The organism is Brevibacillus fluminis (assembly GCF_052072235.1).
In the GTDB taxonomy this organism is placed as follows: domain Bacteria; phylum Bacillota; class Bacilli; order Brevibacillales; family Brevibacillaceae; genus Brevibacillus_D; species Brevibacillus_D fluminis_A.
The window spans coordinates 5,790,514-5,802,656 of the sequence record NZ_CM125436.1 but is presented as its reverse complement, the minus strand read 5'-3'; the positions used below and the strand labels follow the sequence as shown (position 1 = coordinate 5,802,656).

At 52.2% G+C, this 12,143-nt stretch carries 15 protein-coding genes; 12 read left to right on the top strand and 3 right to left on the bottom strand.

Going from position 1 to position 12,143, the window contains the following annotated elements; all coding sequences use genetic code 11:
* Positions 1-76: 76 nt before the first annotated feature.
* Positions 77-769, top strand: coding sequence for a class I SAM-dependent methyltransferase (locus ACTID9_RS28230; protein ID WP_441068918.1), 693 nt, complete (start codon positions 77-79; stop codon positions 767-769).
* Positions 770-859: 90 nt separating this feature from the next.
* Here ACTID9_RS28230 and ACTID9_RS28225 read toward each other — a convergent pair whose 3' ends face one another.
* Both ACTID9_RS28225 and ACTID9_RS28220 read right to left on the bottom strand, forming a co-directional pair.
* Entirely contained in the window at positions 860-2,368 is a 1,509-nt protein-coding gene (locus tag ACTID9_RS28225; protein ID WP_441068916.1) for an MDR family MFS transporter, read from the bottom strand.
* A 205-nt stretch (positions 2,369-2,573) separates the two neighbouring features.
* Positions 2,574-2,711, bottom strand: coding sequence for a hypothetical protein (locus tag ACTID9_RS28220; RefSeq protein WP_441068914.1), 138 nt, complete (start codon positions 2,709-2,711; stop codon positions 2,574-2,576).
* 193 nt (positions 2,712-2,904) lie between these two features.
* Here ACTID9_RS28220 and ACTID9_RS28215 point away from each other — a divergent pair, with 193 nt between their 5' ends.
* The 7 genes from ACTID9_RS28215 to ACTID9_RS28185 all read left to right on the top strand — a co-directional run bounded on the left by ACTID9_RS28215 (position 2,905) and on the right by ACTID9_RS28185 (position 7,625).
* Positions 2,905-3,309, top strand: coding sequence for an AraC family transcriptional regulator ligand-binding domain-containing protein (locus tag ACTID9_RS28215; protein ID WP_441068912.1), 405 nt, complete (start codon positions 2,905-2,907; stop codon positions 3,307-3,309).
* Positions 3,263-3,415 carry a helix-turn-helix domain-containing protein gene (locus ACTID9_RS28210; RefSeq protein ID WP_441068910.1) on the top strand — a complete coding sequence of 51 codons (153 nt, stop codon included), beginning with the start codon at positions 3,263-3,265 and terminating at the stop codon, positions 3,413-3,415. Before ACTID9_RS28215 ends, ACTID9_RS28210 begins: the two co-directional genes overlap by 47 nt.
* A gap of 81 nt (positions 3,416-3,496) precedes the next feature.
* Positions 3,497-4,009 (top strand): GNAT family N-acetyltransferase, encoded by a 513-nt coding sequence (locus ACTID9_RS28205; protein WP_441068908.1) that lies wholly within the window; start codon positions 3,497-3,499, stop codon positions 4,007-4,009.
* Positions 4,010-4,042: 33 nt separating this feature from the next.
* On the top strand, positions 4,043-6,202 hold the full coding sequence (locus ACTID9_RS28200; RefSeq protein WP_441068906.1) for an ABC transporter transmembrane domain-containing protein: 2,160 nt from the start codon (positions 4,043-4,045) through the stop codon (positions 6,200-6,202).
* A gap of 12 nt (positions 6,203-6,214) precedes the next feature.
* Positions 6,215-6,721 carry a GNAT family N-acetyltransferase gene (locus tag ACTID9_RS28195; RefSeq protein ID WP_441068904.1) on the top strand — a complete coding sequence of 169 codons (507 nt, stop codon included), beginning with the start codon at positions 6,215-6,217 and terminating at the stop codon, positions 6,719-6,721.
* Between the two features lie 106 nt (positions 6,722-6,827).
* Positions 6,828-6,953, top strand: a complete 126-nt coding sequence (locus ACTID9_RS28190) for a hypothetical protein (RefSeq protein ID WP_441068902.1) — start codon at positions 6,828-6,830, stop codon at positions 6,951-6,953.
* Between the two features lie 117 nt (positions 6,954-7,070).
* Positions 7,071-7,625: a phosphoribosyltransferase family protein gene (locus ACTID9_RS28185; RefSeq protein ID WP_441068900.1), complete on the top strand. Its 555-nt coding sequence runs from the start codon at positions 7,071-7,073 to the stop codon at positions 7,623-7,625.
* An 82-nt stretch (positions 7,626-7,707) separates the two neighbouring features.
* Here ACTID9_RS28185 and ACTID9_RS28180 read toward each other — a convergent pair whose 3' ends face one another.
* The gene (locus ACTID9_RS28180; protein ID WP_441068898.1) at positions 7,708-8,385 is read right to left on the bottom strand and encodes a GntR family transcriptional regulator; all 678 of its coding nucleotides are present in this window, start codon (positions 8,383-8,385) and stop codon (positions 7,708-7,710) included.
* Between the two features lie 261 nt (positions 8,386-8,646).
* Here ACTID9_RS28180 and ACTID9_RS28175 point away from each other — a divergent pair, with 261 nt between their 5' ends.
* The 4 genes from ACTID9_RS28175 to ACTID9_RS28160 are packed head-to-tail and all read left to right on the top strand — an operon-like array spanning position 8,647 to position 12,058.
* The gene (locus tag ACTID9_RS28175) at positions 8,647-9,537 is read left to right on the top strand and encodes a DUF6282 family protein (RefSeq protein WP_441068896.1); all 891 of its coding nucleotides are present in this window, start codon (positions 8,647-8,649) and stop codon (positions 9,535-9,537) included.
* A 39-nt stretch (positions 9,538-9,576) separates the two neighbouring features.
* Entirely contained in the window at positions 9,577-9,921 is a 345-nt protein-coding gene (locus ACTID9_RS28170; protein ID WP_441068894.1) for a cupin domain-containing protein, read from the top strand.
* A complete protein-coding gene (locus ACTID9_RS28165; protein WP_441068892.1) occupies positions 9,914-10,699 on the top strand; it encodes an HpcH/HpaI aldolase family protein in 786 nt (261 codons plus the stop codon). Before ACTID9_RS28170 ends, ACTID9_RS28165 begins: the two co-directional genes overlap by 8 nt.
* Before the next feature lie 27 nt (positions 10,700-10,726).
* A complete protein-coding gene (locus ACTID9_RS28160; protein ID WP_441068890.1) occupies positions 10,727-12,058 on the top strand; it encodes an MFS transporter in 1,332 nt (443 codons plus the stop codon).
* Positions 12,059-12,143: the final 85 nt, after the last annotated feature.

The window sequence follows — 12,143 nt, the reverse complement described above, 5'->3', positions numbered from 1 at the left end:
GCAAGTTGCGGCTGGGGCTGGCATTTATAACAATCTTACCGGAAGCTGTTCATGGTGAAAAAAGGAGCGATGGAACATGGAGCTTATCGAACAATTCGGCGCGATCGACATTTACCTGTTCGATCAGTTGCTAAAGGGCAGGATTACAAAAGACATGCGCATCCTCGACGCCGGCTGTGGCAGCGGGCGCAATCTTCCTTACTTTTTGCGGAACGGATACAACGTCTATGCGGTAGATCGTTCGGCGGAGGCGATTCAAGCGGTGCAAAAGCTTGCAGCGGAGCTGGCACCGCATTGGTCTGCAGATCAGGCCAGGGGGGAGACGGTCGAGCAGATGAGCTTTGAGGCGGACAGTTTTGATTTTGTGATCAGCAGTGCTGTGCTGCATTTTGCCCAGCATGAGGGGCATTTTCTGCAAATGCTCCATGAGCTGTGGCGCGTGCTATTCATACGCCTGGCGTCTTCCATTGGAATTGAATCGCAGGTGGAGCCGTTGGGGAATGGTCGATACCACCTGCCAGACGGAAGCGATCGTTTCCTCGTGACCGAGGAGATGATGATGCAGCTTACGGATGAGCTGGGCGGAAATCTCATCGAACCGTTGAAAACCGTGCAGGTCGCTGGCCTGCGCAGCATGAGCACATGGGTCTTGCGAAAAGGCAGCCTTCCATCCCTCAATTTAAACGGAGCACGTTCAATCATGTTAAAACGTTGGGAGGAGATCGATGGAGGCAACGCTTGGCGAATGGTTTCGCCCCATACTAGCTAACGGCCGCGATTCTTCTTCCCATCATTGAAAAAAGAGGCAACCCGCGGTCTGATTGGACGTAAGCGAGCTGCCTCTTTTCGTTTTTGGTACCTAAGCTCCGGCCTGTTCAGGCTCTTCTTCTCGTTTCGACAAAATTTCTTTCTTCAAAAACCATGTGACGATAAAGGAGGCGATGACAAAAAACAGCGAGATGAAGAAAATGTGTTGGAACGCTCCCGCAAAAACGCTTTGAATCTTATCCACCAAATCAGGCGCCAAGCCTGCGGGAATTCCGCCTGTGGCAATGTTCTCCACTTTCCCTGCCGGAAGCTCACCAGCTAAACCGGAAACGCCTTCCTTGATGTTTCGCGAAAGCAGGCTGCCGAAAATGCTGAGTCCGATGGTTGCCCCGAGCGATTGGAACAGTTGCACCGTACCGAGCGCGACCCCGCTGTTCTCTTTTTCGACCGATTCTTGCACGATCAGGTTGTCGCCTCCAAATAACGCGCCGATTCCAAGGCCGATGATGAAGAAGGTGATGACGATATAGAGCACGCTGGTGTCGACGCCAATCTGCGACAGCAGGTAGAAGCCGATGATCGGCAGGATGAAGCAGGTGATGAACAGGTTGCGGTAGGGCACTTTTGTGATCAGAAAGCCGTTTACGATGCTGGACGGAATCGCACCCGCCATGAAGGCGAGCGTCAGATAGCCGGCAGCCGTTGGCGTCAGGCCCATGACGTTTTGGGCAAAGAACGGGAAAGTCGCAATGCCGCCCATGATACCGAGCATCAGAATCAGGACGAGAGTCGACAGGACAACGACATTTCGGTTGCGGAACAAGTGCAGCGGAATGATCGGTTCCTTGACTTTGGCTTCGATCCAGATGAACAACGCGATGAACAGTGCAGCCAGTACGAGCATGCCGATGATGATCGGGGACGACCACGACAATCCGTTGTTATCGATGAGCACCGGTGCGAGCAACAGCGAAAGCAGGGCGAAAACCAGGGTGATGGCACCTGCCCAGTCGATGCTGCGCTTCTCCTCGCTGCGCGATTCGCGCATGCCGATCGACAGGACGACAGCAGCCAAAATGCCGACGGGGATGTTGATTAAAAATACCCAGTGCCAGTTCACGTGCCCGACCATGTAACCGCCGATCGTAGGGCCGAGCAGCTGTGGAAGAATCATTAACGGCCCGAAAAGGCTTTGGATTTTGGCCCGCTGCTCCAGTGGATACGTATCCCCAATAATGACTAAGGCGAGCGGCATCAAACCGCCTGCGCCGATCCCTTGTATCCCCCGGCCGACCAGAAGCATGATCATCGAGGTGGCGAGGCCGCTGACGATGGAACCGGTGATGAAAAGCGCCATGCAGCTGAGATAAACGCGTTTGCGGCCATACAGGTCTGCGAGTTTGCCGAGGATCGGCATGAACATGGTCACGGCCAGCATGTAGACGCCAGCGACCCAACCGTACAGCGACAATCCGTGCAATTCGCGGATTATGGTCGGCATGGCCGTCGAAACAACGGTTTCGTCCAGCTCGGCAAAAATCAGGCCGATCAGCAAGCCGGTCAAGACGAGCTTTTTGTTGTTTTCCTTTTGGATGGTCATTACGTACACTCCTATTTCCAAATTTATTCTCAGGCAAGAATAAGCAGTGTTTATGAACTGAATATGAACAAGGAAAAACGCCTGATGACGCGACCAATGAGCAATACCTACCTGATTATAGTGGAAGTGGATGGATTTTCCCTCATCCTCGAGACGGAGTTGTGTGAGATGGCATGCAATCGAAGCTGCACAGCGCATTTTGGGATTACGCTTCTTTCATCCCCAATTCCTGAATGCGCCGAATCCAACCTTCCAATTTTTGTGCGGTCGAGGTTTTCACCATGCCGATCTCTGTAATTCGCACCGGATTGACGCCGCAAAATTGCAGGATACCGCGCTTCATGATGCGATGGCCCGCCCGCTTCAAAAAGAAGCGGTAGTACCAAAGGGGAGAATTGTACGTCCTCCTTGATTTACGCATTTTCTTACTGTGAAGTGACCGATCCTGTGGTTCAATGATAATAAGCACCTGTGATATGGAACATGATGCCAAACGCCGAATTCATGATCATTTGCGCAAAGAAAGGAATGATGCTATGAAAAATCATGGAGTGGCAGCTTCATTCCTGCTTCCTGTCATGAGAACGATTGTGCGCAAAGGGCTTCGGTGGGATTCGTTCTGCATGATGGCAGCGATCGATGCGAATTTGCTCCACCAGGAGGACGCGCGTATTCCTGAGGTTGAATATGAGCGGATCGTTCAGGCGGCAGCCGCTTTTACGGGGGATGACGCTTTTGGCCTGCATCAAGGCCAGGGGATGAATCCATCCGATTTGGGCGTGCCGGGTTATGTCATGCTTCATTCCAAAACGCTCGGTAAAGCGCTGGAAGCTTATCAAACGTACAATCTGATCGTCTGCAGCAACTTTAACGCGACATCTCGCCAAACCGGAGTTGACGGTCGCGGAAATCGCCTATTTGCTTCATTTTTCAGAGCCTAGCGCATTTCATACGGCGTTCAGGAAGTGGACGGGGAGGGCGCCGGGGGAATACCGGCAGCAGCTTCAGGAGGGAAGAGGCATGGAGGACTTCGTTCCTTGGAAATGATTTACCAGCCAGAGGAGATACGGTATTCTTGTTGATAGGTTAACACGGATAGTAGACAACGCAAGGAGGCTCGAAAAGAGGATGAGCTGTTCTTTTTTTGCATGTGCATCCGAGATGGACTTTCAGCATTATCTCGAATTTTTGCTTGAGCATTACCGTGACTTGCACCTTCCTTATCCGTTCCCGGTCTCGCTCAGCTTCATTGGCAGTCCGGTCCTGATGCAGCAGGGCTCGATTCTCTGCTATGACGAACATGAAGACAGCGTTATCGGGGCATTGGGATACATCTTGGGAACCGGGGAAAATCACTATCAGGATACGCATGTCGTCCAAATACAAGCTGTTTGTCTGCATGAGTCATATCGTGGTCGTACCGTCTTTCGCAAAGGGCTCCAATTTTTCACGGACCATCTTGCGCAACAGTACGAGGTAAGCGAGATTCGGTTCTTCGCCCCAGCAGACGACAAGCTGCATCGGCTGCTTACCAAAGTGTCCGAGCAGATTGCCACTCGTGAAACAGACTTCGGGCCACTGAATGAATATCGGGCAGCGTTCTCCGAGTGGCAGGCAAAGGTTGCGAGGTTTTCCCCATGAAACGAACGATGATTTGGACAGGGAGACGCATTTATGCTGAAGGTCATTAAAAATCTGCTGCGCTATTTGCAGCCTTACAAGCTTTCCACAGCACTGTTTTTCTTGACGATGCTGCTTCATTTGGCATTCATTTCACTGGCGCCGCTCAGCTTTCAAATCTTGATCGATAAAGCGATCGAGCCGCATGACAGCGCGTATTTCTTCATGGTGATGAAGGTGCTCGGCATCAGTGGCGTGATTTGCGTTGGCTGCGGAATTGTGAGCGATTATGTGCTGGCACGATTAAATGCCCGCGTGCAGGCTGATCTGCGCCGAAAGATGTTTACCCAGATGCAGCACCTTCCGATCAGCTATTTCCAAAAGGCCCGATCCGGCGACTTGCTCTCCTATTTTTCCACTGATTTGCCGTCCATCGAAAATGCGATGACGGCGATCCTGACCATTGGCATTCAATCGTTCTCCGTCGTGCTGATCAGCACGCTGGTGCTGTTTTATTTACAGTGGAGCATGGCGCTGCTGATCCTGATCGGGGCTGCCCTGATCTTTATCGGCCCTTATTTGCTCGGGCGGCGCGCCCAGGCGGTGAACACGGCGTATCGTGAAAAAATGGCAGCGATGCTTGGTGTCGTGCAGGAGAACATCAAGGCGCAAAAGGTGATCAAAGGCTTTAATCTGCAAACGGACGTGATTGAGTCGTTTGCTGCGAGGCTCAAATTGTTTTCCGTCGCCAATTACGGCAAAAACCTCATGAGCGCGCAGCTCGAACGCATCCCGATGGTTAGCCTGCTGCTCATCAACTTCACGATTATCGGATTCGGCTCCTATTTGGCGCTTGAAGCATACATCACGGTAGGCGCGCTTGTCGCATTTTTCACCATGTACACGTCGATGGGCAATTCAGTCTTCAACCTGACGTATATCCTCCCCGTTTTTACCGATGCGCTCATCAGCATGGAGCGGATCGACCAGCTGTTAAGCCACCCCCGGGAGGCGCAGGGGGGAACTGCCTCTGCCCGTTTGGAGGAGCGGCGCCCGGATATTGAAGTGGATCGCTTGTCGTTCGCCTATGATGACAAGCGGCAGGCGCTGCAGCAAATCAGCATGTGCATTCCGGCGGGAACAACCGCTGCATTCGTAGGCTCCAGCGGTTCGGGGAAAAGTACGATGATGCAGTTGCTGCTCGGCTTTTATGAGCCTGACGAAGGAGAAGTCCGAATTAACGGCACGCCCTTTCAAGACGTGGAGCGCAAAGCGTTTCGCGAACAGATCGGCGTAGTTTTTCAGGAAAACTTCCTGTTCCAAGGAACGCTGCTGGACAACATTCGCGTAAGCAAGCGCGACGCTAGTCTGGATGAGGTGATCGAAGCGGCGAAAAAGGCGGAGATTCATGACCATATTGCCAGTCTTCCCGACGGCTATGAGACGGTTGTGTACGACGACGGAAACAATTTTTCCGGGGGACAGCGGCAGCGGCTGGCAATCGCCCGGGCGATTTTGCGCGATCCGTCCATCTTGTTCTTAGACGAGGCGACCTCGGCGCTCGACCCGATTGCGGAAGCAGCAATTAACCGGACGTTCGCAGAGCTTTCCCGCAACCGGACCGTCATCACCGTTACCCATCGTCTGGCATCGATCAAGGATGTTGATCATATTTTTGTGTTCCATCAAGGGAAGCTGGCGGAAAGCGGGAGCCATCAGCAGCTGTTGGACAAGGGCGGTCTTTATCAAAAGCTGTGGGAGAAGCAGAGCGGACTGTCTATTTCCTCCGGCGGGCAGGAAGCGACCATTGACGAAGAACGGCTGTCACTGCTTCCGTTTTTCCGCGGTGTCGATCGTGACGTTCTCAAAGATGTCGCGCACCTGTTCAACACGGAGACCGTTTCGGCCGGGCAACCGATCATTCAGGAAGGAGATGTGGGCGAAACGTTTTATTTGATCGCTCGCGGCAGAGTGGAGGTCACCAGGAAGACTCCCGATGCGGAGGCCGGCTTCACTCGGCTTGCTGTACTGGAGGACGGAGACCATTTCGGGGAGATTGCGCTTTTGGAAAATGCCCCGCGCAACGCGACCGTGACGGCGTTGACCCCATGTGTGCTGCTGACGCTTCAGCGCAAGGTGCTTCACTATTTGTTGGCAAAGCATCCTGAAATCGACGCCCATGTCAGACAAACGATCAAGGCACGGCGGAACTAGGAGGTGTATTCAATGGCATTGCATTTCAGGCGTTGTTTGACCGATGAGGATCGAGCGAAATACGTGCTCTACTTCATCCGCAACCGCGCTGATTTCCATTCGGGCTGCTCGCTGGCTGATGCACTCATGCACATCCTGCACGCGATTCATGACTCGCATATTATCATGATTGAAGACGATTGTGGGGGCATGGCCGGGTGGGGTCATTATCGGTACATCACAGACAATCCGGAGACAGAGTCGAAAGAAAAGATCGCATTCGTGGAGTCGGTCATGCTGGAAAAGGCGTATCGGAGCAGCCGGCAATTTCTCATCGGTTTCCGTTTCCTCATCAACCAGATCGCTGACGAATCACCTGATGTCGACACGTTCCAGTTTTACGCCCGGGAGGATCATGCCTACCTGAACCGGCTTTATGGCAAATTCGCGCAAGTCATCGGCAAGCGTGAGGGGTACTTTGGAAGCGAAACTCTCTTTTCTGCCAAATTCGCCTGTTTGCGTGAATATCTGAACGGATGAAAATGTGAAATAGGTAACGGAATGAATAATTGACGGTATGTAATTTGGAATGATATATTTTTGTTAATAAGTACCAACGGAGATTTGAGAGAGGAGGATGAACAGGATGGTCTATATACCATGGCCTAAAAAAGATGGCAGAAAACCTTTTCAAGCATCTTTTCTGGACTTGCTGAAGCAAAACGAGCAGTTGCGAGCGGCGGCGACCGCGCCAGTAGTTGCCGCAAAATAATAGCAAATCGGAATCTACTATACGCGGGATGGTAAGCTGTCGTCTGAGGATGCCAGCTTATTTTGTTTTCCGGCAAAAAACGCCTATCATATTTGGCATGTCAAAGGAGGAGTTGTCTTGGAGAAAACGTACGCGTTGGAAGTTGCGGGGATCACTCGTCATTTGCCGATCATCCCGATCACGGAAAACCTTAGCATCGCCAGTTTTGTCATTCTCGGCGATACCGAGCTGGTCACGGCTGCAGCACCGCTGCTCGCCGCAAAGCTGCCTGAGGTCGATCTGTTGATCACCGCGGAGGCAAAGGGGATTCCGCTGATTCATGAGATGTCCCGCGTCATGAACATGAAAAAATATTATGTCGCACGCAAAAGCACCAAGCCGTATATGGAGTCGCCGCTGATCAATGAGGTGGAATCGATCACAACGCAGAAGAAGCAAATTCTTTGTCTCGACGGAGCTGACGCCCGGGAAATCGCTGGCAAGCGCGTGGCGATCATCGATGATGTCATCAGCACGGGCAAATCGTTGCAGGCGATCGAGGATTTGGTCGTCAAAGCGGGCGGAATCGTTGTCGCGCGCGCGGCGATCCTGGCCGAGGGAGATGCTGCAAACCGCAGCGACATCCTCTTTTTGCAGGAGCTACCGCTGTTCTTGCATCCGCAAACCAAATAAATCGCGTGAGTTTTGCATGAAAAAATCCCTTTCTTTCGTCTTTCGTAGAAAGGGATTTTTCCGTTGATGTGCGATTCAAGCGTTAGCCCCCGAGTAACGAACGCGACAGCTTCAATGCATTGATGACGATTTTAAAGCCATTTTCTTTTTGGGTGCGGATGACGGAAACCGCTTTTTCCTCATCCTTTTGGCGCAGGGCTTCCACTAAAGCGTGGTGCTCGGCGTTGGAGGTACGCAGGCGGGCCGGATCATGGTGGAAAATCATCTTGGAATTTTCGCTGCGCATGAACAGATTCTCGATCATCTCGATCAGGATAGGCGAGTGAGAGGCGCGATAGAGCAGCTGATGGAATTGGCGATTCGTCGCGGTGTAAGCAGGAATATCGTCTTTTTCGATGCTGTCGTCCATGCTGTGGACATAGCTCTCCAGCTGCTCCAGCTCCTCAGCTGTCGCAGCGTGTACCGCAAGCCGGGTGGCGAGTGTCTCCAGCTCGACGCGTATCATAAAAATTTCTTCCAGGTTGTCGATGTTGAGCGGTGCGATCCGGGCGCCACTGTGCGACTTCAATTCGAGCAGTCCATCTGACGCCAGCTTTTTGACCGCTTCCCGAACAGGAATATCGCTGACGCCGAGCTGACGCGACACTTCCCGGATCACCAGACGATCCCCGGGCTTGTAGTGGCCCGTCAAAATTTTTTCTTTCAAAAACTCGTAGACTTTATCTGATTTGGTATTTCCTTCGAGATCACCGATCGTCATAATGTGCGCTCCCTTGCATGGAATCAATGTGCCGATGCGAGGTATCGGCCAAAAATAGAAACCAACTAAAATATATCATCAGTAATTGAAATTATATATGATTCAGGCGATTTTGTACATTTTTCAATAAAAAGCGCTTGAAGTTTCGTGACAATTCTTATAATATACACTCATCGAGTTAATTATATATAATATTACTACACATTATATGTTATTGTGAAATGCTTCCAATTCATTCCGACGAGAAGGCGAGTTGATACGATGTATGCAGAACTGCTTGAGGGCGCCTATGACCTCCATGTACACACAGGACCGGATGTAAACGAACGAAAGCTTGATGACCTGGAAATGGCCGAGCGAATTCAACGCATAGGGATGAAAGGGTTCGGGATTAAATCGCATTACTTTTGCACGGCGGAGAGAGCCCGACTGGTGAAAAAGCTGTATCCTGACGTTCATCCGATCGGGGCGATCGCGCTCAATTACCCGGTTGGCGGGATTAATCCAATGGCAGTCGAGATGGCTGCCCGAGATGGCGCAAAGATCGTTTGGATGCCTACCTTTGATGCAGCCAATGAGCTGCGCTATTTATTGGCTCAGGATAGCTACGGCGAGCTGCCGCCTTGGGCAAAGGTGCAGCTGGAATTGAGTCAGCAAGGGAAAACGAAAGCGGGCATTACCATTTTGGCGGATGGCGAGTTGACGGAGGCGGCGCAGGAAGTTTTGGCGATCATCGCACAGCACGACCTCATTCTTGCCACGGGTCATTTGGGCAAAGACGAGATTTATCCGCTCGTGCGTGCCGCCCGTAATCAAGGCGTGAAAAAAGTGGTCGTTACGCATCCGACGTTTTCTTCTGTAAGCCTTTCCAAAGCGGAACAGAAGGAGCTGGCTGATCTCGGTGCCTACATGGAGCAGTGTTTTGGTGTCATCACGCCAACGTACGGAACCGATTGGGATGAACTATTTGAAATGATTCGCTTCGTCGGGCCGGAACGGACCATTCTGTCGAGTGATCTCGGCCAAGTGAACAATCCGTATCCTGACGAGGGAATGGCCACTTTTGTCGCCAATTTGCTGAACAACGGTTTTTCCAAGGAAGAAATCAAGCGAATGACAACGGTGAATACGACCTTTTTGGTTGAGGGCTAGGAATAGGAAAACGACAGGGGACTACCAGGAGGGATATAAATGGGGAACGCAACAATCAAGGCGGCGAACTGGAACACGATGCAGGAAGTGATGGTGCGGGAAGGCGTGACGAGAAAAGCCTTCAGCGGGGAAGGCGCGACGCTCGCCTTGCATGTCCTGCACCCGGGGCATGAGCCTAAGCCGCACCATCACACATATGAGCAGATCGTCTACATTTTGAGCGGCAAGGTCAATTTTCACGTGGGCGATGAGATTGTTTATTTGGAAGCGGGCGGGCTGCTGGTCGTTCCGCCGAATGTGGAGCACTATGCGGAAGTAGTGGGCGACGAGCCGGTCTATAATCTCGACGTTTTCACACCGAAAAGAGCGGAATACGATGCGTAAACAAGCCGGTCACTCATCGTTCAAGCAGTTGTTGGCAGAAGGCAAGCCGCAAGTGGGGACATTCGTCAAAATCTTTTCAGCCGAAATCATCGAGCTGTTGGGCATGGCCGGGTTCGATTTCATCGTGATTGATATGGAGCACACCACCTTGAGCTTTGCACAGGTCGAGCAAATGGTTCGGGTAGCTGATCTGCATGGCATGAGCAGCATGGTGCGGATTCCTGACGCGTCGAGGAGTTCTGTGCTCCGGGCACTCGACCTGGGTGCGACAGGCATCCAGGTTCCGCAGCTGCTGGATGAAGGAGAAGTGCGTGATGTCGTGGACAAAGCCAAATACCCGCCGGATGGGACACGTGGTGTCACCTATGCCCATCGGGCGGCGGGGTTCGGTCACACGCCGAAAAATTATTTGGCACAAGCCAATGAACAAACGACGATCGCCATCCATATCGAAACTGAAAGCGCTTACGAAAAAGTTGATGCGATTTGTCAGACCGCAGGCGTGGATATCGCGTTTATCGGACCGGTTGATCTCGGCATTTCACTCGGGAAGGGACCGGACTATCTGCATGGTGAGCTGGCCCACCCTGTCCGACGCATCCTAGCGGTTTGCCAAAAGAGGGGCGTGCAGGCGGGCATCGCTGTCGCAAACGAGGAGCAGTACCGTTTTGCCATCGAAAACAGGATTCCGTACATCGTCTGGTCATCGGATGTCGCGTTGTTCAAAACAGCGGTCGATGGCGTCGCAAACGTCACAGCTTTGCGTGAAAATGTGTAACACAATTGCATTGAGGGGGGATTGTCCGTGGGAAAAGCAATGACAAACAACATGGCTGTGGCCGAAGAGCGGCCCAATGAAAAATTGAGTGACGAAGGCAAAAAGACGTTACTCGCAGCATTTTTTGGATTCACTGTGGATATGATCGACGTGTATTTGCCGATCATCGCCTTAGCGCCTGCGATGGTCTATTTCCAGCCGGCGGACCTGTCGCCGACCGTATCAACGACTTTGTATTTCCTGGTGTTTGTCCTGTCTCTCATCGGACGTCCCGTCGGCTCGATGATATTCGGTTATTTCGGCGATAAGATCGGCCGCCGGAAAACGACGCTGGTTTCCATTTTGGGCATCGCCGTTTCCACGCTGCTCATTGCACTGCTGCCCGGCTATGCGGCCTGGGGGCTCGGCGGAATCGTCACGATGGCGATTCTGCGCCTTGTGGCCGGGATTTTCATGGGGGGCGAATATACGTCGGCGAATCCGTTGGCGATGGAATATGCGCCCAAGCGGAAACGCGGATTGTTTGGCGGATTCATCAATGCGGGCTTCCCAGCTGGAACGATCGTTGTGTCGGTTGTGACTCTTGCTACCTTAAAGCTTTTCCCGGCGGGTGACGCTACTTCTGCGTATGCGGTCTGGGGCTGGCGGATTCCTTTCGTCATCGGTGCTTTGCTGTCGTTTGCCTTATTCTTATACTCGTACTATAAAGTGCCGGAATCTGAGGTGTGGAAGGAATCGAAAAAGGCGGAGAATCCGCTCAAAGACCTGTTCAGCAAGGCGAATCTGGCCCAGCTCGGCCAAGTGTTTCTCGTGATGAGCGGCGTCTGGTTTGTCACGAATGCGATCATTTCGTCGCTGCCAGGCATGCTGAAAATGCTCAAGGTGGACAGCGCTGTCTCCACGAATGCACAGCTTGTGACCAATATCATCATGTTCGTGCTTTTCATCCTTGCGGGAGCGATCAGCCAAAAGATCGGACGAAAAGCAGTTCTGGTTATATTCGGGATTCTCGGCTTCACCGTCGCACCGCTTCTCTACTATTACTTGCTCAGCAGCGGTTATCAAAATACCGCCACCCTCATCCTGCTGGTCGTGCTGGTGAACTCGCTGGTTATTCCGGTGTTCGGCGTTTTGACCTCCTATATTACGGAACGGTTCCATACCGGAGTGCGGGCATCGGGGTACGGGGTAGGCTACAGCCTGGCGTTGATCGTCCCGGCACTGACGCCATTCTTCATGCTTGGTCTGCAAAACGTGATGCCTTATTTGTATACGCCGATCGTCATCCTCGTCGTTGGCGGACTCTTCATTACGGTAGGCGCACTGCTTGGACCGGAAACCAAAGATGTAGATTTTTAAACACAAGAAACGAACCGATGGCTGTCACCGGTTCGTTTCGTTGTGCTTGCAGGTGATGTCGGGTAGGAAATTTCTTGGTGTTTTG

Bases quoted from the DNA above. Each gene is read 5' to 3' on its own strand.
- ACTID9_RS28220 (WP_441068914.1), bottom strand. From the start codon at position 2,711: ATGAAGCGCGGTATCCTGCAATTTTGCGGCGTCAATCCGGTGCGAATT.
- ACTID9_RS28200 (WP_441068906.1), top strand. From the start codon at position 4,043: ATGCTGAAGGTCATTAAAAATCTGCTGCGCTATTTGCAGCCTTACAAG.
- ACTID9_RS28175 (WP_441068896.1), top strand. From the start codon at position 8,647: ATGTATGCAGAACTGCTTGAGGGCGCCTATGACCTCCATGTACACACA.
- ACTID9_RS28190 (WP_441068902.1), top strand. From the start codon at position 6,828: ATGGTCTATATACCATGGCCTAAAAAAGATGGCAGAAAACCTTTTCAA.
- ACTID9_RS28180 (WP_441068898.1), bottom strand. From the start codon at position 8,385: ATGACGATCGGTGATCTCGAAGGAAATACCAAATCAGATAAAGTCTAC.
- ACTID9_RS28205 (WP_441068908.1), top strand. From the start codon at position 3,497: ATGAGCTGTTCTTTTTTTGCATGTGCATCCGAGATGGACTTTCAGCAT.
- ACTID9_RS28170 (WP_441068894.1), top strand. From the start codon at position 9,577: ATGGGGAACGCAACAATCAAGGCGGCGAACTGGAACACGATGCAGGAA.
- ACTID9_RS28165 (WP_441068892.1), top strand. From the start codon at position 9,914: ATGCGTAAACAAGCCGGTCACTCATCGTTCAAGCAGTTGTTGGCAGAA.
- ACTID9_RS28195 (WP_441068904.1), top strand. From the start codon at position 6,215: ATGGCATTGCATTTCAGGCGTTGTTTGACCGATGAGGATCGAGCGAAA.
- ACTID9_RS28230 (WP_441068918.1), top strand. From the start codon at position 77: ATGGAGCTTATCGAACAATTCGGCGCGATCGACATTTACCTGTTCGAT.
- ACTID9_RS28215 (WP_441068912.1), top strand. From the start codon at position 2,905: ATGAAAAATCATGGAGTGGCAGCTTCATTCCTGCTTCCTGTCATGAGA.
- ACTID9_RS28225 (WP_441068916.1), bottom strand. From the start codon at position 2,368: ATGACCATCCAAAAGGAAAACAACAAAAAGCTCGTCTTGACCGGCTTG.